The sequence below is a fragment of the Mycobacterium sp. MMS18-G62 genome, from assembly GCF_053877835.1.
This window is the reverse complement of sequence record NZ_CM132662.1, coordinates 4965665-4984947: the sequence shown is the minus strand read 5'-3', so window position 1 is coordinate 4984947 and position 19283 is coordinate 4965665. Positions and strand designations below refer to the sequence as shown.

Here is a 19283-nt window from a genome sequence, read left to right as displayed (position 1 = left end):
TGTGACACCCTTACAGCGCTATATCGCCGAAGAAATCGCCACCGATCATGTTGACGGTTTGTTGTCCAGACGCGAAGCCCTGCGCCGGCTGGCACTGCTCGGGGTCGGCACCGCGGCGGCGACGGCCTTGATCGCCGCGTGCAGCGAGGAGAAGAAGCCGACGTCGAATGCGCCGGTCACCTCTAGTGGCCCCGCGACGTCCAGCGCTGCGCCGCCGGGAACGGACAAGGCGCTGCCCACCACCCCGATCACCTGGCCCGGTCCGCAGGGCGATCTGCAGGCGGCCTGGGCGGAAGCGTCAAACGCCAGGGGAGGCGTGCTGGTCATCCATGAGAACAAGGGATTGAACGACTGGGTGCGTTCGGTCGCAGGCCGGTTCGCCGGCATCGGCTATTCGGCCCTCGCGATCGATTTGTTGTCGGGGCAGGGCGGCACGGCGAAGTTCGCCGATCCGGCTGAGGCGACTGCCGCGCTGGGCAAGATTCCGCCCGCCGAGTTCATCGCCAATCTCAAGTCGGGCATCGACGAGCTGCAACGGCGAGTGCCGGACCGCAAGATCGCAGTCGTCGGCTTCTGCATGGGCGGCGGACTCGTGTGGCAATTGCTCGCCGCGGGGGCGCCGCAACTGGCCGCCGCGTTTCCGTTCTACGGACCCGCGCCGGAAACCCCCGACTTCTCCGGCTCCAAAGACGTTGCGGTGCTGGCGTTTTACGGCGAACAGGATCAGCGTGTGAACGCGACCGAGCCCGTCGTCAAGGCGGCCCTCGAAAAGGCGGGCCTCGTCCATGACCTCGTCACCGAACCCAACGCCAACCATGCGTTCTTCAACGACACCGGAGACCGATACAGCGCCACCGCCGCCGACGACGCCTGGCGCCGCGTGCAGGACTGGCTCACCAAATACGTCGGATGAGCAGGTTCTAGGTCGCACGTTCACGGGACGTTTGCCTATCGGTTGAGCAGGCGTTGTTGACCGCACACGCGTGCCGGTTCTGATTCAGCTCATGCGGGTTGTTCAGGTCGCGAATTTCTACGGCCCGCGCTCGGGGGGCCTGCGCACAGCGGTCGACCGTCTGGGCGCGGAGTACTGCGCCGCCGGACACGAGGTCTTCCTCGTCGTACCGGGAGGGCATTCCGAGTGGCACGAACTCCCGTCGGGCGTTGTCCGTATTTGCTTGCCCGCCAAGCTGATTCCGTTTACCGGCGGCTATCGGGCGGTGCTGCCGGGCCCGGTCACAGCGCTGCTGGAACAACTCGCGCCCGACGCGATCGAAGTGTCCGACCGTCTGACCCTGAGATCGCTCGGCGGCTGGGGCCGCAGACACGACGTCGCCACCGTGATGATCTCGCACGAACGCCTCGATCGGCTTGTCGGACAAATACTTCCGGGCGGCTTGGCGCGGTCGATCGCCGACGCTGCGAACCGCCGCACCGCCGCCAGCTACGACACTGTGGTGTGCACGACGGCGTTCGCTCGTGAAGAGTTCGACCGGATCCATGCCCCGAACGTCGTCACGGTGCCTCTCGGTGTGGACCTCGACCAGTTTCACCCCCGCCGCCGGTCGGTGACGATGCGCCAGCAGTGGGCCCGTCCCGAACAAACGTTGCTCGTGCATTGCGGTCGGCTGTCTGTGGAAAAACACGCACACCGCAGCATCGACACCATTGCCGCACTGCGGGATTCAGGTGTCGACGCCAGGCTGGTGGTCGTCGGAGAGGGACCACTGCGAGCCCGGCTCGAGCGCCAAGCCGCCCGCCTGCCTGTGGACTTCACCGGTTACATCGGCTGCCGCGACACCGTCGCGACCATCCTTGCGACGGCCGACGTCGCACTTGCACCCGGGCCGCATGAAACGTTCGGACTGGCAGCGCTGGAGGCACTCGCGTCCGGGACGCCGGCCGTGGTGTCGCGCACCTCCGCGCTGGCCGAGATCCTGACGGCTGACAGCGGAGCAGCCGCCGACAACCACCCGGATGCGATTGCGCGCGCGGTCACCTCGGTCATCAGTCGGCCAGAACATCTGCGCCGCAACAGCGCACGCAGGCGCGCCGAACAGTTCACCTGGCCACGTTCGGCCGCGGGCATGCTCAACGTGCTGGGCGCCGGGTAGGCGCCGCGTTCGCCCTGGTTGCGCTGTTGTCGTGCAACAAGTCGCTCACCTGAGTCTGTTCATCGTCGATGAGAGACGCCTGCGGTGAACTACGATCCAGGAATGATCCGGTCGATCGTTCTCGCCGTCACGGTGGCGATGGCACTCGCCGGAGCCGCGCCGGCCAAGGCCGAGCCGGCCCAACCGCCGTGCTCCTACACGTTGTCGGGACCACAAGTCGTCCAGCTTTCGGGCACCAACACGGTCACCGCGACGCTCTCGCCTGCAGGTTGTGACCGTTCCGTCGCGTACATGACGGTCGCCTGCGTGCAATTGCAGGGCAGCGACGGCCCCGGCCAATGCGCGCAGCAGAACGGAATTCTGATGGCTCAGGTGTTCTACCAGCCATACCGTCCAGGTGCGACGTACATCGCCACCGGCAGGGGATGCGCCAACACCGGCAATCCACCCAAGCCCGTCTGCCAGCCCTTGGGCCCCGTCACGGCAACGCTGTAGACATCACGCGGGGCAAGCACCCAGGTCCGCGGCGAGACAGTGGACGTCGGGCCGGGGATCGAAGCGGTAACCGCGGCCGCGAACCGTGGTGAGCACGCTCGCGTAAGCGTCGAGCTTCGCCCTCAGCCTGCGCACGTGGGTGTCTACGGTTCGGAAGGACACGTCGCTGCCGGGAGCGCGGTCGTGCCAGACCTCGCGCATGAGTTCGGCACGCGACACCGGCCGGCGCGGCACGCTGGCGAGGTAGCACAGCAGCTCGAATTCACGGTAGGTCAGGCGTAGCGGCCGCCCGTCGATGCGCACGTCGCGCTTGCGGACGTCGATCGTCAAGCCCTCTGCACGAACCGCGGCAGCGGCGAGCTGCGGTCCCACAGAGACTACCGACTTGCGGGCGCGCACCCCCGGAACCGAGTGCGCGATCAGCCGGCCGAACTCGTCTGCGAGTTGTGCTGTGCGGCTTGGCAATTCCGGCGATCCGGCGGGCACGTCGAGCACCAGTACCACCCGGACGGTGTTGACCGGTGGCCTCGACGGCGGCGCCGCGGCTTGATACACCCGATCACTGTCGCGCGCCGGGGCTGATCCCGACAGGGTTTGCGTCTCCCTGAGCGCAACTCAGAACGCAGCCAGCACCTGTCCGGCGTACGTCTCGGCGATGAACCGGCGGGTCGATTCGCCGTTCAGCGCCTCGGCGAGCGAACCCATTGCGAAGCTGTCGTAGTTGTCGGGCCGCGCGACAAGGTATTCGGCGTAGGCGGGATTGCCATGATCGCAATGCAGGGCGCTCCCGGTGTCCACGCCCCATTCCATCGCCTGATTGCCGAACAGGAACACCACGTCGAAGTCCGCCCGCACACTGGCCAGCAGCCAACTGGTCAGCTCTTTGAACACCAAGCGGCGTGGATTCGACCGAATGTCGTCGACGGTGGCCAAGCACCGCCTCGCGGGCGCGCACTCGATCAAGCCGAGTTGATCGAGCATCACCAGCGACCTGTCCACGTTCACCGGGTCGGATGGCAACGCGACTTCGGCATAGTCGGGTATCGCGTCCAGGTGCCGTATCCACGTCGAGTACAGCCCGAACGGCTCGATGTGCACTGGCACGACCGGCACGAGCCGATTGCCGGTGCGGCGGTTGAAATCGTCAAGGAACGGCAGGTACTGGAAGAAGTTCGCGTGCAGCCGGCCGGCGACCAGCAGATCGTTCGGCTCGTCGAAGCTTTCGAAGATCTCGATCTGCAGGTCGATGTCGCATGCCGCCAACGGCCCGCGGACGTAGTCGAGTATTTCTGCATGCGGCACCGGGGTGGCGCCGACGCGCAACGGCAGCTTGCCCTTGGTCCTCATGGCACGCACCGAGCTGCTCACCGACCGAACACTACCGACGACATGATCTGCCGCAAGCGCAGCGCATCGGGCAATTGTGTCCAATTGTTACAGCGTATGACTCACGGTGACTCCAGATGTGGTGCCGCACATCGGGTTACCCCTATGGTCCGAGGTAACGTCCCCACAGCAGTCACCCTAAGGCGGTCACCGATGTCCGAAATCACCACCACCCCAGATAGTTTGGGGGAGAAGTCCCCCAATCCGGTACGCAAACTGCACGGCAATCTCGGCGTCGCCTCCATCGTGTTCATGGTCGTCGCGGCGGCCGCACCGCTGGGCGTCATCGGCGGTGTCGTCCCGCTGGGTATCGCATCGGGCAACGGCGCCGGCTTCCCTGCCACCTTCATCGTTTCGACCGTAGTGCTGCTGTTCTTCGCCGTCGGCTTCACCGCGATGACGCCGTACGTCGAAGAAGCTGGCGCCTTCTTCTCATATGTGCGCAAATCACTCGGTTTTCCGACGGGCATCGGCATCGCATTTGTGGCGATCGTCAGCTACTTGGCGATCGAGGCGGGCGTCTACGGCCTACTCGGACCGGCAGGCGTCAGCATCGTCGAGTTGTTCGGCGGACCGACATTGCCCTGGTGGCTGTTTGCGGCGGCGGCGTTCGTGGTCACGACCTACCTCGGATACCGTCACATCGAGCTCTCCAGCCGCGTGCTGGCGGTGCTGCTGACGGCCGAGATCGCGATCGTGGCGGTGCTGGACATCGTCATCGTCGGGCAGGGCGGGGACCACGGGCTGTCGACAGGCATCGTCAATCCGAGTGCGATCTTCTCCGGATCGCTGGGCATCGGACTGCTTTTCGCGATCATCAGCTACGTCGGCTTCGAAGCCACGGCGATCTTCCGCGACGAGGCGGGCACTCCGGAGCGCACCATTCCCCGCGCGACCTACCTGGCCCTGATCCTGATCGGTGTGTTCTACGCCGTCACCAGCTGGGCGCTGATCTCGGGCTGGGGCGACGAGCAGGCCGTCGCCAAGGCGACGGACTCCGGCTCGACGTTCCTGGGCGATACCGCGCACCGCTACCTCGGCACATTCGGCGCCGACATCATCACGGTGCTGTACTTCACCAGCCTGTTCGCCTGCATCCTGTCCTTCCACAACGTGGTTTCGCGCTACGTGTTCGCCCTGTCACAGCGTGCGGTGCTGCCGGAGGGCTTGAGCCGCCCGCACGCACGGCACGGCTCGCCACATCAGGCTTCGTTGTGGATATCCGGTGTGGTGGCGGTCAGCGTGATTCTCGCCGTGGTCTTCAGCCTCGACCCGGCCGCACAGTTCTACACCTGGTTCGCGGGGGCGACGACGGTCGGCGTCGTGATCCTGATGATCGCCACCAGCGTGGCGGTGCTGGTCTACTTCGCCCATGACCGGCGCGGGCACTCGCAGTGGCGGGTCCGCGTCGCGCCCGCACTCGGCCTCGTCGGCCTGGTGGGGTCGCTGATCCTGATCCTGGCCAACCTCAAGGACTTGGTTGGCGGCTCAAGCATTCTCGCGTGGGTGATCGTCGGCCTACTCGTCGTGGCCTTCGCGGGCGGCACGGTCGTCGGCACCAGGGTTTCCGACAATTCGGTGGCCGCAGCATGACTCAGACGGTGGACGCGTCCGCAGCGGAGCAGGAACTGCTGGCGGGCATCGCCGACGGCTCACTCACCGAAATCGAGGTGGCGTGGAGCGACCCGTTCGGCCACGCCCAGGGCAAGCGGATACCCGCCGCGCAGTTCCTCGAACGCGCGCGTGGGCAGGGGTTCGCCTTCTGCGAAGCATCGTTGGGCTGGAACACCGACGGCACGGTCATCGACGGGTTGGAGCTGACCAACTGGGAAAGCGGATATCCCGACGTCTTCGCCGTACCGGACTTCACCACGTTTCGGGTCCTGCCGTGGCGGCAGGGGATCGGACACGTGGTCTCGGATATCGTTGCGCACGACCGCAATCCGTCTCTGCTCGATCCGCGGGCGGTGCTCAAACGGGTGCTCGCTCGATTGGCCGGCCTCGGCTATACCGCCAAGGTTGGCGTGGAGCTCGAGTTCTACCTGCTCAATCCCGATGGATCGGCATTCAATCACGATATCCATGCGTACTCGCTGGAGAATGCCAACGCCCTCGATCCTGTGCTGACGGACCTCAACGAAACACTGTCCGCCTTCACCAGATTGGAAGGTATCCAAACCGAATATGGGCCAGGCCAGGTCGAGACGAATCTGGTCTACACCGATGCCTTGGAGGCCGCCGACGACGCGGCGCGGCTCAAGTACGCAGCCAAGGAGGTCGCCCGCAAGCACGGCAAGCTCGCCAGCTTCATGGCCAAGCCGTTCTCCGAACATTCCGGCAGCTCGCAGCATGTACACATCTCGTTGTGGCGTGACGGGGAAGCCGCTTTCGCTTCGGATGACGGCGCCGAGAACGACGCGGCGTTGCATGCCATCGCCGGGCTTCTCGAACACCTGCCATCGATCACGCTCTTCGGTGCGCACACCGTCAACGCCTATCGCCGATTCGTCCCGGATTCGTTCGCGCCCGCGACCGTGACCTGGAGCCGTGACAACCGCAGTGCCGCAGTCCGTTCGCTGGTCGATGCCGACCCGTCAGCCACCCGAATCGAGTTACGTAGCGGCGCTTCCGACGCCAACCCGTATTGGTTGGTCGCATCGGCGCTGGCGGGCGTGGTCGCAGGGCTGGAAGCCGGTCGCACGCCGCCGGAGGCAGAAGGGGGAAACCTCTACTTCACGGGCACTCCGTTGCCCGAGTCGCTTGGCGTTGCGCTCGCCCTCGCCACCCAGGACGACACCATCCTCGACATACTCGGTTCCGAGTCCGTGCGCGATTTCGCGGCGATTGCCCGCAGTGAATGGCTGCAGTACTCCGCTCACGTCAGTGACTGGGAGCGCCAGCGCTACTTGGCCAGTTCATGAGCTCGCCACGCTTTGGTGTGTGGGCGCCCGTCTACGGAAACCACGGCGCCCGCAACCATCCGGCCGATGCGCCAAACGCGCGTTACCGCCGCACCCGAGACGTGATAGTCCGCGCCGAGGAGGCTGGGTACGACGCAACGCTGGTGGCTCAGCACGTGATTCATCCCAGCAACACCGAAGACGATGTGCTCGAGACGTGGTCGACGCTGGCGGCGCTGGCCGAGGCGACCAGGCGCATCGAGCTGATCGGCGCCATCAAGCCGTTGCTGATCAACCCGCTGGTGTTCGCCAAGATCGCAGCCAACATCGCCGATATTTCCAGCGGGCGGTTATCGATCAATGTGGTCAGCGGCTGGTTTCTACCGGAACTCGAGGCGCTGGGGCTGGACGCTTCCGATCACGACGACAGATACACCTACACCCGTACGTGGTTGGAGACGGTGCTCGACTTGTGGACGGGAAAGCACGTCGACATCGGCGCGCCAGGCGGTCAGCCGGCGCTGGTGCGCCCGACGCCTGATGCGCTGCCTCCGGTTTACGTCGGCGGCGAGTCCGAGCCGGGCAGACGCCTCGCCGCACAGCATGCCGACGTGTTCTTCATCAACGGCCGGCCGCTGCCCGACACCGTGGAGGTGATCGAGGATCTGCGCGCACGACCGCGCGACCGCGGCCCGGTGCGGTTCGGTCTGTCCGCCTTCGTGATCCCCGCGACACCGAGGCCGAAGCGACCGCCGAGCTGAACAATCTGCAGTCCCTCGTCGACGCCGAGAAGCGCCAAGAGATCTCGTCGGGCACCGACCCGAAAACGCAGATGTACAAGGTGCTATCGGGCACCAGGCGGGTGGGATCGAACGGCGGAACGCTCGCTGGCCTGGTGGGCAGCTACAGCCAGGTGATCGAGCGTATTCAGGAGTTCCACGCAGCCGGTATCGACTTGTTCATGCTTCAGTTCCAGCCGCTGGAATCAGAGCTGGAACGCTTCGCAGACAAGATAATTCCGCATTTCCGCTGAATGCAGGAGACGACATGACCCTAGATGTGGTGGCCGCGCGCCCGGCCTATTCCGAAGAGCCGCTGGGCGGCTCGACAGCGCAACGGCTCGCGCGTCTGCCCGCGATCGTCGATGAGTTGCGCCGCACCGACGCGGCGGCCGAACGCGACCGCGTGCTGCAGTATGGTGCTGTCGCGCAACTGCGGCAGGCTGGGTTGTTGAGCCTGCGGGTGCCGACGCGTTACGGCGGCCCCGGCGCGAGCGTGCGGGATGTGCTCAGTGTGGTCATCCAGATCGGCCGCGGCAGTTCCAATGTGGCGCAGGCGCTTCGACCACACTTCGGCTTTTCGGAACGGTTACTGAGTAATCGTGCGACCGAAGCCGAAAGGGTGCAGTGGTATCCGTCCGTCAACGCCGGCCGTGTGTTCGGCAATGCGGTCACCGATGCACAGGGGAAGTCGCCGTCGAGCTCGGACACGACATTGCTCGCGGATTCCGAAGGTGTCCTTCGCCTCAACGGCTACAAGTTCTATTCCACCGGAACACTGTTCGCCGACCTCATCGCGGTGTCGGCGATCGACGCCGATGGCAGGGATCTGCAGGCGATCGTCCCGACCGACCGGGCGGGGGTGGAGCTTTACGACGATTGGGATGGTTTTGGTCAGCGGCTCACCGCAAGCGGCGGCACCCGGTTCACCGATGTGGTCGTGCATCCCGTCGAGGTGACCACGGTGTCCGACGGCAGACACCTCGGGCACTCGACTGCGTTCCTTCAGCTTTACCTGGCAGCGGTGGCGGCTGGAGTCGCACAAGCAGTGCTCGACGACGCGGTCGCCTTCGTGAGGGACAAGGCGCGTCCGGCCGCGCACTCGCTGGCCGACACCGCGTCGGGTGACCCGTTCGTACTGCAGGCAGTGGGGGACATCGCGGCCGACGCCTCCGCGGCCGCGGCGGTCGTGCTCGCGGCGGCCGACGCGATCGACGCCCTGGTCGACTCGGGCCGTCAGGCCGATGCCGATGCGCTTGCCGAAGTGGCGATCACCGTTGCCAAGGCCCAGCTGGTGGCTGAACGATTAACCCTGGCAGCCGCTGAGCGGTTGTTCGACACCGGAGGTGCATCGGCGACCGCCCGCAAACTGAATTTGGACAGACATTGGCGCAACACTCGGACGGTAGCAAGCCATAGCCCGTTGGCCTACAAGGCCTATGCTGCTGGGAATTTCGCCGTCAACGGAGTGTGGCCACCTGCCAACGGCTACTTCTAGGCTTTTGCCGACCACGCACGTATACCCCGAAATCGGCCCTATTTGAACCAATTCGGGCTGATAATCGTGTCTCTCGCAATGGAGCGATCGAAGGGGTCACGATGAAAAGATTTGGCTTGTTCTGTGCGGCTGTATGTCTTGTAGTGGCCACGGCCACGGCGTGCGGCGGTTCGAACAGTTCCACACAAGGGCAGAGCGGAACGGCGACGGCCACTGCCAGCCCGACGGCGAGTGAAGGAAAGGCAAGCGCCCCGCCTCAGGCGGCCGGCGCGACCATCACGATCGCGGATATGAAGTTCGGCCAACCGCTCACGGTGTCACCGGGGGCGCAGGTCACCATCAAGAACGACGACTCCGCCGAGCATTCGGTGACCTCGGATACGGCCGGCAAGTTCGACGTCGAGATCGACGGCAAGGGGCAGGCCACACTCACCGCGCCGACGGAGCCGGGTGACTATGCGTTCCATTGCAAGTACCACCCGTCGATGCACGGCACTCTGACGGTCAAGTAGCCGCGCGGGAGAACCTTTCCCACGCCGACTGCCGCGTCATCCCCAGCGCTTGGCCGATGCGCGCCCACGAAACGCCGCGCTCGCGCAGCTCGTTGATACGGTCGCGAAGGCCGGCTTCGATGTTGGATGCCGATTGGGCGATGAACGGAATCCGTTGCAGCAGTTGGTCATCCGACAACGTTGCCCACTCCGGGACAGACGGCGGTTCGGCGGTCTTCGCCTGGGCGATCACGCCGACGCACAGGTCGACGCAGGTGTCGCAGATGTACACGCCCGGGCCTGCGACCAGACTGGCGACCTCGGTGTGCGGTCGGCCGCAGAACGAACAGCGCCATTCGGATTCCTTGACGGGCATTGCGGGCCTCCTGCTGATGTCAGGTAATTCCTGACGTCTTTTGTAAGGCTACACCTGACAGCGGCGATCGCCAACGTTTAGACGCCGCCGCGCGAGGGCACTCGCCTGAATTAGCGGGTTCGTCAATCACCTGACCCGACCGACCGAAGGAAATCGACATGACTACCAACACCGTGATCTGGATCGTCGTCGCGGTCGTCGTCGCGATCATCGTCATCGCCGTCCTGGCGATCCTGGCGCGCAACGTCCGCAACCGGCGCCGCCACGTGGAGGCGGAGCGCATTCGCGAGGAGGTCGACCACCACACGCAGCACATCGAGAAGCGCGAAGCATTCGCCGACGAGACCGAGGCCAAGGCGCGGGCCGCGCAGGCCGAAGCCGAGGCGAAGGCCGCGGAAGCCGCCAGGCTGCAGGATAAAGCCGCGTCTCATCGCGAAGCGGCCACCAGCAAGCGCGAAGAACTCGATGCGCAGCGCGAGCGCGCCGACGCGCTCGATCCGAAGCGACGCGACTCCGACGAAGGCAAGCACGAGCCCATGACGCAGGACGCACCGACACAGAGCACGGCCCGCGAGCAGCATCCGTCGTGACGGCCGACGGTCACCGCGACCGGCCACCGGCGGTGCTGTTCGACATCGACGGCACATTGGTCGACTCGAACTATCTGCATGTGCACGCCTGGTATCGGGCGTTCGAGGACGCCGGATACCAGGTCGAGGCGTGGCGCATCCACCGTTCGATCGGCATGGACGGCTCAACGCTCCTCGAAACGCTCGCCGAGCGGGCCGATGACGACACCCGGTCACGCGCCAAGGACCTGCATTCGCGCTACTACAAAGAGACCGCGTCGATGCTGCGCCCGCTGCCTGGTGCACAAGAACTGCTGCAGCGCGTCAAAAGCCTTGGACTGCAAGTGGTATTCGCGACATCGGCACCTGATGACGAGCTCGAGATTTTGCGCAAGGTCCTGGACAGTGACGACATTGTCGATGCGATGACGTCATCAAAGGATGTCGACACCGCCAAGCCAAAACCCGACATCATCGAGGTTGCGCTCGACCGCGCGGGGGTGGACGCTACCGATGCCGTTTTCGTCGGCGACGCCGTGTGGGACGTCGAAGCGTGCGAGCGCGCCGGTGTGCAGACGATCGGCGTACTGTCCGGCGGAATATCCCGCGGCGAACTCGAGAATGCCGGAGCGAAAGGCGTTTTCGAGAATGCTCGTGAGCTGTGCGAGCACCTGGACGACACGCCGATCGCCACACTCGCCAAGGCGGCGCAGACCGCCTGATCAGCGCGGCGCAGGGCCGGATCGGATCATCAAGTTAACCCGTCGAGCAGCTGACGGCAGAGGCTCTCGCCAAGCCATTCCCCGAATCGGCTCGTCGACCATCCACGTATCCGGACGAGGCGGTCGAACAGTGCGGGATCCATCGCGAGCCAGACCAAGTCGGCGGCCTCGTGATGCGTGATGTCGGTGGCGAGAGCCTTCAGGTCGCGAAGCCTCCGGACCACCTTGCGTGCATCGTCCAAGCGGCGTCGCTGCGACTCCGTGAGGAGTGCAAGAGCGGCGGAGTCCGTCCCGGCAGCGATCTCGAGGGCGCTGTACAGCGGCCCGACCCGCGCGCCGATGTCGGCCTGCAAGCCCGCGAATCCGGTGAGCACCCCGCGTGGATCCGGCTGGTCCATCCACCGGCGGATCGCGGCGCGGTCGGCCAATGCGACTGATTCGTCGTCGCCCGCGACGGCCCAATCCAGCGCGAGCTTGAGCAGTTCGAGCTTGCCTCCGACCGCGGTGAATACCGTCTTGCGGCTGACTCCTGCGGCACCGGCCACCGCATCGATCGTCGTCGCCCCGTAGCCGACTTCGACGAAGAGTCGACTCGCGGCGGCCACGATGGATCGTCGCGTCTGGAGTGCTTGGGCCGCCCGTAAGTCGGAGCGGTACCCGCGCTTGACACCGACGGGCATTTAGGTAACTTTGAGTGTATTCATTACATCTAACACTACCTTAATTGAGGTCCACGTGCGAACAGTTGTCGTCGGAGCGGGTCCGACCGGTCTGTTCACCGCGATCGCGCTGGCGCGTCGCGGCTACAAGGTGACTGTGGTCGACCGCGATCCGGGACCACCGTCGGATCCGACGGCCGTGTGGCCCCGCAAGGGCGTCATGCAGTTCCATCACGCACACACCTTCCGGGGTCAGGTCGTCGACGTGCTGCGGGATGAGATGCCGCCCGTACTGGATGACCTCATCGCCGCTGGGGCGAGGATCGCGACCGCCGAGGGCCGACCGCTCGCACTGTTGTGTCGGCGGGCGACATTCGAACGCATCATGTGGAGGCGCGCGGCGGAGGCGCAGAATTTGGAGCTTGTCTGCGGACATGTTGACGGGGTCACCCATGACCATGGCCGGATAGTCGGGGTCACGGTCGACGGCCGAACCCTGCCAGCAGACTTGGTGATCGACGCGTCGGGACGGTCCAGTCGGTTCACCCATGGCATCCGCCCGTCCGCCGAGGGCGGCGACTGCGGAGCGGTTTACGTCACGCGGCAGTATCAGCTGTTCGACAGCGCCGACACCGGTCCGATGAACTCGCCGATCGGCTTGTCGCTGAGCTTCGTGGGCTACCTCGCTATCGCGTTCCTGCATGACAACGGAGCTTTTTCGATTACCTTGACCCACGACGGCACCGACAAGCGGTTGCGCCTGCTGCGTCGTGACGAGGTATTCGACGACGCGATGGGCACCATCCCGACGCTCGCCGACTGGATCGATCCGTCACGCGCACAACCCATTTCGCCGGTGCAACCCGGCGGCCGGTTGTACAACACCTACCGCGGACAGCTCGACGGCGCGGGTCGTCCAGCGCTGGTCGGTCTGATCTCGGTTGGCGACGCGGTATGCACAACGACACCGCTGGCCGGCCGCGGTGTGACGTTGGCGCTCATGCAGGCACGCGAACTCGTTCGCGCCCTTGAGATGAATGGCGCTGATATCGTAACGGCGACAACGCAATTCGACCATTGGTGCACAACGAATATCCGGCCGTGGTTCGATGACCATCGTTACACCGACACCGATCGGGTGCGTCGATGGTCCGGCGGGGACGTCGATGTCAGCCGTCCGCTGCCGTCAGACCTGATCGTCGCGGCGGCCGAAGCCGACCCCACGCTGAGAAACCTTGTCGGCCCGTACACGACCATGGATGCACTGCCCGTCAGCCTGGCGGCGGCTCAAGCTCGCGCCAGAGCGATCTACGCTCGCGGTTGGCGGCCGTCGGTTCCTGACGGTCCGACGCGGGAGCAGCTCAGCGCGGCGGTGTCCAGGACACCGGCAGCCGCTTGATGCCGTGGATGAACGGCGATAGCAGGCGCGCCGGTTCTTCGGTCGCAGCGATGTCGGGCATCTGGCGGTGCAGTTCTTCGAACATGACACTGACCTCGCGGCGGGCCAGATTGGCGCCGAGGCAAAAGTGCGCGCCGCCGCCGCCGAAGCCGACATGCGGATTGGGTGTGCGCGAAACGTCGAAGGTCCACGGGTCGTCGAATTTGCTCTCGTCGCGGTTGGCCGAGCAGTACCACAACGTCGCCTTGTCGCCCGCAGCCATCTTCACGCCGGAGAGCTCGAAATCCTCGGTCAGCGTGCGGCGCATGTAGATCACCGGCGACGCCCACCGCACGATCTCCTCGACCGCCGTTGGCGCGATGGCCTCGTAGTCGGCCCACCATTTCGCGCGTTCTTCGGGGTAGCGGGTCAGCGCGAGGACGCCATGGCTGATCGCGTTGCGGGTGGTCTCGTTGCCGGCGACCACCAGCAGGATGAAAAACGACGCGACCTCGGCTGACGTCAGCCGCTCGCCGTCGACTTCGGCCTGCACCAGCGCGGACGTCAGATCGTCGTGCGGGTTGACCCGGCGGTCATCGGCCATCGCGGTCGCGTACGCGCCGATGTCCATCGAGACCTTCACGAACTCCTCGTAGTCGGTGGCGATGTCCTTGTCCCCGAAGCCGAGAATCACGTTGGTCCAGTGGAAGATCCGCTGGTGGTCTTCCTCGGGGATGCCCATCATGTCGCAGATGACCTGCAGGGGCAGCGGGCCGGCCAGTTCCGTGACCACCTCGCCGGTGCCGTCGGGATGCTCGGCGATCATCGTCTCGACCAGGCGCCGTGCCCGATCGCGCACCGAGGCCTCCGTGCGGGCGACGACCTTGGGGGTGAACGCCCGGCTGACGATGTTGCGCAGGCGCAGATGCCGCGGGTCGTCCATCACGATCATCGACCCGAAGAATTCCGACACCTCGGGATTCGCATCGTTGATGGTGATGCTCGGCCGCGAGCTGAAGATGTGTGGATGTCGGCTGGCGTACCACACGTCGTCGTATCTCGTCAGCGCCCAGTGTCCCGGCCCCTCCTGGACCCCAGGCGTCTCGAGCGGAGGGTGGAAGGAGATCGGCGCCTCACGGCGCAGCGTCGCGAACGCCCCGTCGCGCAGGTCGTCGTCTTGCACCCAGAACTTCCACGAGCCCAGGTCGATATCGGACAGGGGCACATCCGGGGGAGCGGCGCCGTTCCTGCGAGTCGCGATACCCATATCTGCGAGCGTAGGTTCCGGCCGAGCCGCTGGCACGGATTTCTGAAACATGTTCCAATCGGCAATCCGGCGTGATGCACTTCCATGGTGCGTAACCCACATGCAGGGCAACCCTTTACGACGTCCGACGTCCAGATCGCCGAAGCGTTACTCGACGTCAGCATTCCCACGTTGATGTTGTCGCTGGTGCACATGTCGGGCGATCCGAGCTTGATTCGCGGCGACCTCAAGCCCGCCGGCCTGTTCCTCAACGAGGTGCAGGGCTACATGTCCGAGGAGGACAAGGCCGCCGTGCGCAAGATCGCGCTAGAGGTCATCACCGACTACCGCGACCGTGGTTGCCCGGAGCCCGAGCCGATCGGCCCACAGCTACTGCACGAGATGATGCAGTGGCTGGTCTGCGAGCCGGTGCCCGACGAGTACGTGCCGATGCTGCTCGAGGAGATGGAGCTCGACGGCCGCGATGCGCGCGCGGTGGGTGGCACACCTGCCGACTTCCCAGTGGTCGTCATCGGCTGCGGCGAGTCGGGCTTGCTGGCGGGCATTCGGCTGAAAGAGGCCGGTATCCCGTTCACGATCGTCGAGAAGAACGCCGGCGTCGGCGGCACGTGGTGGCAGAACACCTACCCCGGCGCCCGCGTCGACGTTGGCAACCACTTCTACTGCTACAGCTTCGAGCCGACAGACCAGTGGACTCACTTCTTCGCCGAGCAGCCCGAGCTGCAGGCCTACTTCCAAAGCGTGATGGACAAGTACGACATCGGCAGGCACGTGCTGTGGGAGACGGAGGTGACCGAGGCGTCCTGGGACGACGACGCGGCGACGTGGACCGTTCATGCCCGTAGCCGCAGCGGAGAGATGACGACGTTGACCGCGCGGGCGGTGATCAGCGCCGTCGGACAGCTCAACCGGCCGCACCTGCCAGTGATCGACGGCCAGGACGACTTCACGGGCCCGGCGTTTCACTCCTCGGAGTGGGACCATTCGGTCGATCTGCACGGCAAGCGGGTCGCGATGATCGGCGCGGGCGCCAGCGGCTTTCAGATCGCGCCCACGATCGCGGGCGACGTCGAGCGACTGACCGTCTTCCAGCGCACCGCGCAGTGGATGTTCCCGAACCCGAACTATCACGCAGCGGTCGGCCCTGGCGTGCAGTGGGCGCTGCGGCATTTGCCGTTCTACGGCCGCTGGTACCGGTTCCTGTTGTTCTGGCCTGGCTGCGACAAAGGCCTGGCCGCCGCCTACGTCGACCCGGACTATCCGGATCAGCAGAAGGCGGTCAGCGAGATCAACGAGATCACCCGAATCATGTTCACCGAGTGGATCACCAGCCAGGTCGGCGACGATCCGGATCTGCTGGCCAAGGTGGTGCCGGACTACCCGGCCACCGGTAAACGCACACTGCAGGACAACGGCAGCTGGCTGCGCACGCTGACCCGTGACAATGTCGACTTGGTTCGCACGGCAATCGACCACATCGAGGCCGACGCGGTGGTCACCGTCGATGGCACGCGGTACCCGGCCGATATCATCGTGTACGCCACGGGTTTTCAGGCCAGCAAGATGCTGTGGCCGATGACCATTTCAGGGCGAGGCGGCGAAATCCTCGCCGAGCGTTGGGGTGAGCGCCCGACGGCCTACCTCGGCATCACTATTCCCGGATATCCGAATTTCTTCTGTATGTATGGTCCGGGTACCAACCTCGCGAGCGGTGGCAGCCTGATATTCCACTCCGAATGCCAAATGCGCTACATCACAGAGTGTTTGGAACTGTTGATAGCCGACGGGCACGCCTCGATCGAGCCCCGCGTGGAAAAGCTGGCGGATTGGCACGAACGCACCCAGGCTGAGATGCGCAAGATGGTGTGGTCACAACCCACGATCAAGCACTCGTTCTACAAGAACAAGTACGGCGAGGTGTACGGCCTGAGCCCCTGGCGCCTGGTCGACTACTGGAGCTGGACCCGCGAGCCGGACCCGAAAGACTTCGTAATCCGTTAGCCCAGTTCCCAATTCATGTTCTTGGCAAACGCTCGGGCGTCGTCAGAGAGCGTTCCCAGCTTGTGGCACCGCTGGATGTACTCGGAGACCATGACCATGAAGTTCATCGGGTTGTACGCGTCTTCCTCGTAGCTCCACAGCCCGTCACCGGCGTACTTGAGGATGGTGATGTTGGGCCTCTGGTGCACGCTGCCGTCGCCGGGGTCGCGCATGGTGTTGAGGACCTCGCTGAACACCCAGCCCTTTTCCTCGTCGATGGCATGCCACGACGTCGGGTAGAGCGGCATCTCGCTGCCGGGGAAGGTGTTCATGGTCGAGACGATCCACTCGCGGATGTTCTCGCGACCTTCGAACCGTCCGTAGACATGCTCGACGTAGGTGGCATCCTCGGTGAACTCGTCGGCGTATCGCGACCAGTCCCAGGTGTTTCCGATCCCGACCACGACTTCTTCGTGCTGTTTGAACGCGGCCTCGAGTTCGTCGCGTGACCATTGGCCCATCGGAGACTCCTTCGGCTCGTTGGTGAAAACTAGAACTTGTTCTACCAGCCCACCGATTGCGTTGTCCGCGTTATCGTCAGCGCCGTGACCCTCGGTATCGACCCGCAAGTGCTCGCCGAACTGGCTCCGTTGCTCGAGGCGATTGGGGAGGCGGAGCCCCCACCCGTCGGTGATGTCGAGGGCCGACGCGTCAACGGTCATCGGATGTTCGACTACGTCGCGAGTCAACGGGCACCTGCAGCCGGCGTCGAAGTCGACCTCCACACCATTGCTGCCTCCGACGGAGCGGAGCTGCAAGCTCGGTGGTATCACACCGACGCCGCGCAGCCCGGAAGCGCTGTGCTGTACCTGCACGGCGGTGGCATGATCTTCGGCCTCGAGCACATCGGCCGCGTGTACGACTTGGCCGTGCGTGATTACGTGGCGATGTCGGGTGTGCCGATGCTGATGGTCGACTATCGGGTTGCGCCCGAGCATCCTCACCCCACACCGGTTGAGGACTGTTACTCGGCTTTGCTCTGGCTGGCCGGGAATTCACCGTCGCTAGGCGTCGATCCCGCACGTGTCGCTGTCATGGGCGACAGCGCAGGCGGTGGCCTGACGGCCGGGGTGTGCTTGCTGGCGCGTGACCGCGGCGGACCGGCGGTCGCCCAGCAGCTGCTGATCTACCCGATGCTCGACGACCGCACGCGGACACCCGATCCGCAGCTAGTGCCATTTCTGACCTGGACCTATGACGACAACATCACCGGTTGGGACGCGTTGCTCGCCGATCGCGCGGGCACCGATGCGGTGTCGCCGTACGCCGCACCCGCCCGGGCTGGAGACCTGAGCGGGCTGCCCGAGACATACATCGACGTCGGCGACCTGGACATTTTCCGCGACGAGGACATCACCTATGCGCGACGCCTGTCGGATGCAGGCGTGGCCACCGAGCTTCACCTGCACCCGGGATGCCCACACGGATTCGACGCGTTCACCCCGACGGCCGATGTCTCCCGGCGAGCAACTGACGATCGACTGCGTCGCCTGCGAACCCTTTAGGCACCGCAAAAGCGTGGTGATAGCAGCCGACAGCTCGACTTAACGCGTTCGGCCGCAAAGGTATACGTTTTATTCGGGGTCAGCGTCTTTCCGTCATTGACGCGGGAATGAATGACGACGGACCAGCGTCGAATACGACGTCGGGGTCTGAAGGTAGGAGTTAACGATGACGCTGACAAAGATCATGTCAGCAGCCGTGATCGTCGGAGCGCTCGGATTTGGTGCGATCGGGCCCGGCATGGCCGTGGCGTCGGCAGGTCCGGCTGTTCCAGCGCCGCTGAAGCCAGGGCACGGAAACGACGACTGGTGCCCGCCGTGGTGCGGAAACGGCAACGGCAACGGCAACGGCAACGGCCATGGAAACGGTAACGGCCCGGACTTCAAGGGCTGGGACGGTGACAAGGGACCGTGGTGGGCGAGCAACAACCATGCGTGGTGGGACGACAACAACGGCCCGCCGCCGTGGGGTTGGGGCCCGCCGCCCGCGTACCAGTGGGATGGCGGTCCGCCGCGGCCGTTCAACTACTGGGGTTACGACGTGAACCCCGTGTGGGACGACGGCTTCCACCAGTGGGGCATCTGGCTGTTCGGGCTCTGGATTCCGGTCTTCGGTATCGGCGTCACCTAGGCCTGGTCCGATTCGACGACGGCCTTGATCCGTTCGAGCGTCTTGCGCATGTCACGGATGTTGCGACGGCGCCGGAGCTGGCCGCCCAACACCGAGTAGAGCTTGGTGAAGGCGCTGTCGTTCATCCGGAATGACTCGGTGACATCGGTGCCGCCGTCGACCGGGCTCAGCTGGTAGTGCCAGTTGTTGACCGGCCTGTCGCCGACCAGCACTTCGAAGCCGAACTCACGGCCTGGTTCGCAGGCCGTGACTCGGCAGGTGGTCCAGTACACCGGGCCGATCTCGTTGCGCCGCACATGTCCGCGGAACTTCGCGCCGAGTGCCGGCCCGGTGGCGCCGTCGAGCCATTCGGCGTCGAACGTCTCGGGGGAGAACCGCCCGGTATTGCGGACATCGGCGATCAGGTTCCATATCTTGTCGGCCGGTGCGGCCATCGACACGGTTGCAGAGCCATCCATGGTCAATCTCCTTTGCAGCGT

The 19283-nt window shown here is 65.1% G+C and carries 22 protein-coding genes; 15 read left to right on the top strand and 7 right to left on the bottom strand.

All coding sequences use genetic code 11. The features are described from left to right. Position 1 precedes the first annotated feature (1 nt). From ACWW36_RS24840 to ACWW36_RS24830, 3 genes are all read left to right on the top strand, one after another. Positions 2-913: a dienelactone hydrolase family protein gene (locus ACWW36_RS24840; protein ID WP_456138601.1), complete on the top strand. Its 912-nt coding sequence runs from the start codon at positions 2-4 to the stop codon at positions 911-913. Positions 914-1004: 91 nt separating this feature from the next. After that, positions 1005-2111, top strand: coding sequence for a glycosyltransferase (locus ACWW36_RS24835; RefSeq protein ID WP_456138600.1), 1107 nt, complete (start codon positions 1005-1007; stop codon positions 2109-2111). Between the two features lie 102 nt (positions 2112-2213). Continuing rightward, positions 2214-2606 carry a hypothetical protein gene (locus ACWW36_RS24830; RefSeq protein ID WP_456138599.1) on the top strand — a complete coding sequence of 131 codons (393 nt, stop codon included), beginning with the start codon at positions 2214-2216 and terminating at the stop codon, positions 2604-2606. Between the two features lie 3 nt (positions 2607-2609). On the opposite strand, the gene ACWW36_RS24825 is transcribed toward ACWW36_RS24830, so the two are convergent. After that, positions 2610-3161 (bottom strand): winged helix-turn-helix domain-containing protein, encoded by a 552-nt coding sequence (locus ACWW36_RS24825; RefSeq protein WP_456138598.1) that lies wholly within the window; start codon positions 3159-3161, stop codon positions 2610-2612. Positions 3162-3221: 60 nt separating this feature from the next. After that, complete coding sequence (locus ACWW36_RS24820; protein WP_456138597.1) at positions 3222-3974, bottom strand: MetQ/NlpA family ABC transporter substrate-binding protein; 753 nt, start codon at positions 3972-3974, stop codon at positions 3222-3224. Between the two features lie 171 nt (positions 3975-4145). Here ACWW36_RS24820 and ACWW36_RS24815 point away from each other — a divergent pair, with 171 nt between their 5' ends. From ACWW36_RS24815 to ACWW36_RS24790, 6 genes are all read left to right on the top strand, one after another. Further along, positions 4146-5585 (top strand): APC family permease, encoded by a 1440-nt coding sequence (locus ACWW36_RS24815; RefSeq protein WP_456138596.1) that lies wholly within the window; start codon positions 4146-4148, stop codon positions 5583-5585. Next, on the top strand, positions 5582-6913 hold the full coding sequence (locus ACWW36_RS24810; protein ID WP_456138595.1) for a glutamine synthetase family protein: 1332 nt from the start codon (positions 5582-5584) through the stop codon (positions 6911-6913). The genes ACWW36_RS24815 and ACWW36_RS24810 overlap by 4 nt, the downstream gene beginning before the upstream one ends. Beyond that, positions 6910-7653 carry an LLM class flavin-dependent oxidoreductase gene (locus ACWW36_RS24805; RefSeq protein WP_456138594.1) on the top strand — a complete coding sequence of 248 codons (744 nt, stop codon included), beginning with the start codon at positions 6910-6912 and terminating at the stop codon, positions 7651-7653. Before ACWW36_RS24810 ends, ACWW36_RS24805 begins: the two co-directional genes overlap by 4 nt. A 101-nt stretch (positions 7654-7754) precedes the next feature. After that, the gene (locus tag ACWW36_RS24800; RefSeq protein WP_456138593.1) at positions 7755-7925 is read left to right on the top strand and encodes a hypothetical protein; all 171 of its coding nucleotides are present in this window, start codon (positions 7755-7757) and stop codon (positions 7923-7925) included. A gap of 14 nt (positions 7926-7939) precedes the next feature. Further along, the gene (locus ACWW36_RS24795) at positions 7940-9169 is read left to right on the top strand and encodes an acyl-CoA dehydrogenase family protein (RefSeq protein ID WP_456138592.1); all 1230 of its coding nucleotides are present in this window, start codon (positions 7940-7942) and stop codon (positions 9167-9169) included. Positions 9170-9270: 101 nt separating this feature from the next. After that, positions 9271-9681 carry a cupredoxin domain-containing protein gene (locus ACWW36_RS24790; RefSeq protein WP_456138591.1) on the top strand — a complete coding sequence of 137 codons (411 nt, stop codon included), beginning with the start codon at positions 9271-9273 and terminating at the stop codon, positions 9679-9681. Here the strand turns inward: ACWW36_RS24790 and ACWW36_RS24785 are convergent. Continuing rightward, positions 9674-10036, bottom strand: coding sequence for a ClpX C4-type zinc finger protein (locus ACWW36_RS24785; RefSeq protein WP_456138590.1), 363 nt, complete (start codon positions 10034-10036; stop codon positions 9674-9676). The genes ACWW36_RS24790 and ACWW36_RS24785 overlap by 8 nt on opposite strands. Before the next feature lie 158 nt (positions 10037-10194). Here ACWW36_RS24785 and ACWW36_RS24780 point away from each other — a divergent pair, with 158 nt between their 5' ends. Next, entirely contained in the window at positions 10195-10626 is a 432-nt protein-coding gene (locus tag ACWW36_RS24780; RefSeq protein WP_456138589.1) for a hypothetical protein, read from the top strand. Continuing rightward, entirely contained in the window at positions 10623-11327 is a 705-nt protein-coding gene (locus tag ACWW36_RS24775; RefSeq protein WP_456138588.1) for an HAD family hydrolase, read from the top strand. Before ACWW36_RS24780 ends, ACWW36_RS24775 begins: the two co-directional genes overlap by 4 nt. 29 nt (positions 11328-11356) lie before the next feature. On the opposite strand, the gene ACWW36_RS24770 is transcribed toward ACWW36_RS24775, so the two are convergent. Further along, entirely contained in the window at positions 11357-12007 is a 651-nt protein-coding gene (locus ACWW36_RS24770; RefSeq protein ID WP_456138587.1) for a TetR/AcrR family transcriptional regulator, read from the bottom strand. 55 nt (positions 12008-12062) lie between these two features. Here ACWW36_RS24770 and ACWW36_RS24765 point away from each other — a divergent pair, with 55 nt between their 5' ends. Continuing rightward, positions 12063-13385 carry an FAD-dependent oxidoreductase gene (locus ACWW36_RS24765; RefSeq protein ID WP_456138586.1) on the top strand — a complete coding sequence of 441 codons (1323 nt, stop codon included), beginning with the start codon at positions 12063-12065 and terminating at the stop codon, positions 13383-13385. On the opposite strand, the gene ACWW36_RS24760 is transcribed toward ACWW36_RS24765, so the two are convergent. After that, the gene (locus tag ACWW36_RS24760; protein WP_456138585.1) at positions 13348-14631 is read right to left on the bottom strand and encodes a cytochrome P450; all 1284 of its coding nucleotides are present in this window, start codon (positions 14629-14631) and stop codon (positions 13348-13350) included. The genes ACWW36_RS24765 and ACWW36_RS24760 overlap by 38 nt on opposite strands. A gap of 87 nt (positions 14632-14718) precedes the next feature. Between ACWW36_RS24760 and ACWW36_RS24755 the strand changes: the two genes are divergently transcribed. After that, complete coding sequence (locus tag ACWW36_RS24755) at positions 14719-16632, top strand: flavin-containing monooxygenase (protein WP_456138584.1); 1914 nt, start codon at positions 14719-14721, stop codon at positions 16630-16632. On the opposite strand, the gene ACWW36_RS24750 is transcribed toward ACWW36_RS24755, so the two are convergent. Then, positions 16629-17132: a nuclear transport factor 2 family protein gene (locus tag ACWW36_RS24750; protein WP_456138583.1), complete on the bottom strand. Its 504-nt coding sequence runs from the start codon at positions 17130-17132 to the stop codon at positions 16629-16631. The genes ACWW36_RS24755 and ACWW36_RS24750 overlap by 4 nt on opposite strands. Before the next feature lie 84 nt (positions 17133-17216). Here ACWW36_RS24750 and ACWW36_RS24745 point away from each other — a divergent pair, with 84 nt between their 5' ends. Both ACWW36_RS24745 and ACWW36_RS24740 read left to right on the top strand, forming a co-directional pair. Next, positions 17217-18176 carry an alpha/beta hydrolase gene (locus ACWW36_RS24745; RefSeq protein ID WP_456138582.1) on the top strand — a complete coding sequence of 320 codons (960 nt, stop codon included), beginning with the start codon at positions 17217-17219 and terminating at the stop codon, positions 18174-18176. Between the two features lie 166 nt (positions 18177-18342). Beyond that, the gene (locus ACWW36_RS24740) at positions 18343-18804 is read left to right on the top strand and encodes a hypothetical protein (protein ID WP_456138581.1); all 462 of its coding nucleotides are present in this window, start codon (positions 18343-18345) and stop codon (positions 18802-18804) included. On the opposite strand, the gene ACWW36_RS24735 is transcribed toward ACWW36_RS24740, so the two are convergent. Continuing rightward, positions 18801-19262 carry an SRPBCC family protein gene (locus tag ACWW36_RS24735; protein WP_456138580.1) on the bottom strand — a complete coding sequence of 154 codons (462 nt, stop codon included), beginning with the start codon at positions 19260-19262 and terminating at the stop codon, positions 18801-18803. The genes ACWW36_RS24740 and ACWW36_RS24735 overlap by 4 nt on opposite strands. Between the last annotated feature and the right edge of the window lie 21 nt (positions 19263-19283).

Coding starts and splice junctions, on each gene's coding strand:
- ACWW36_RS24835 (WP_456138600.1), top strand. CDS start 1,005: ATGCGGGTTGTTCAGGTCGCGAATTTCTACGGCCCGCGCTCGGGGGGC.
- ACWW36_RS24830 (WP_456138599.1), top strand. CDS start 2,214: ATGATCCGGTCGATCGTTCTCGCCGTCACGGTGGCGATGGCACTCGCC.
- ACWW36_RS24815 (WP_456138596.1), top strand. CDS start 4,146: ATGTCCGAAATCACCACCACCCCAGATAGTTTGGGGGAGAAGTCCCCC.
- ACWW36_RS24810 (WP_456138595.1), top strand. CDS start 5,582: ATGACTCAGACGGTGGACGCGTCCGCAGCGGAGCAGGAACTGCTGGCG.
- ACWW36_RS24805 (WP_456138594.1), top strand. CDS start 6,910: ATGAGCTCGCCACGCTTTGGTGTGTGGGCGCCCGTCTACGGAAACCAC.
- ACWW36_RS24795 (WP_456138592.1), top strand. CDS start 7,940: ATGACCCTAGATGTGGTGGCCGCGCGCCCGGCCTATTCCGAAGAGCCG.
- ACWW36_RS24790 (WP_456138591.1), top strand. CDS start 9,271: ATGAAAAGATTTGGCTTGTTCTGTGCGGCTGTATGTCTTGTAGTGGCC.
- ACWW36_RS24785 (WP_456138590.1), bottom strand. CDS start 10,036: ATGCCCGTCAAGGAATCCGAATGGCGCTGTTCGTTCTGCGGCCGACCG.
- ACWW36_RS24780 (WP_456138589.1), top strand. CDS start 10,195: ATGACTACCAACACCGTGATCTGGATCGTCGTCGCGGTCGTCGTCGCG.
- ACWW36_RS24770 (WP_456138587.1), bottom strand. CDS start 12,007: ATGCCCGTCGGTGTCAAGCGCGGGTACCGCTCCGACTTACGGGCGGCC.
- ACWW36_RS24760 (WP_456138585.1), bottom strand. CDS start 14,631: ATGGGTATCGCGACTCGCAGGAACGGCGCCGCTCCCCCGGATGTGCCC.
- ACWW36_RS24750 (WP_456138583.1), bottom strand. CDS start 17,132: ATGGGCCAATGGTCACGCGACGAACTCGAGGCCGCGTTCAAACAGCAC.
- ACWW36_RS24740 (WP_456138581.1), top strand. CDS start 18,343: ATGACGCTGACAAAGATCATGTCAGCAGCCGTGATCGTCGGAGCGCTC.
- ACWW36_RS24735 (WP_456138580.1), bottom strand. CDS start 19,262: ATGGATGGCTCTGCAACCGTGTCGATGGCCGCACCGGCCGACAAGATA.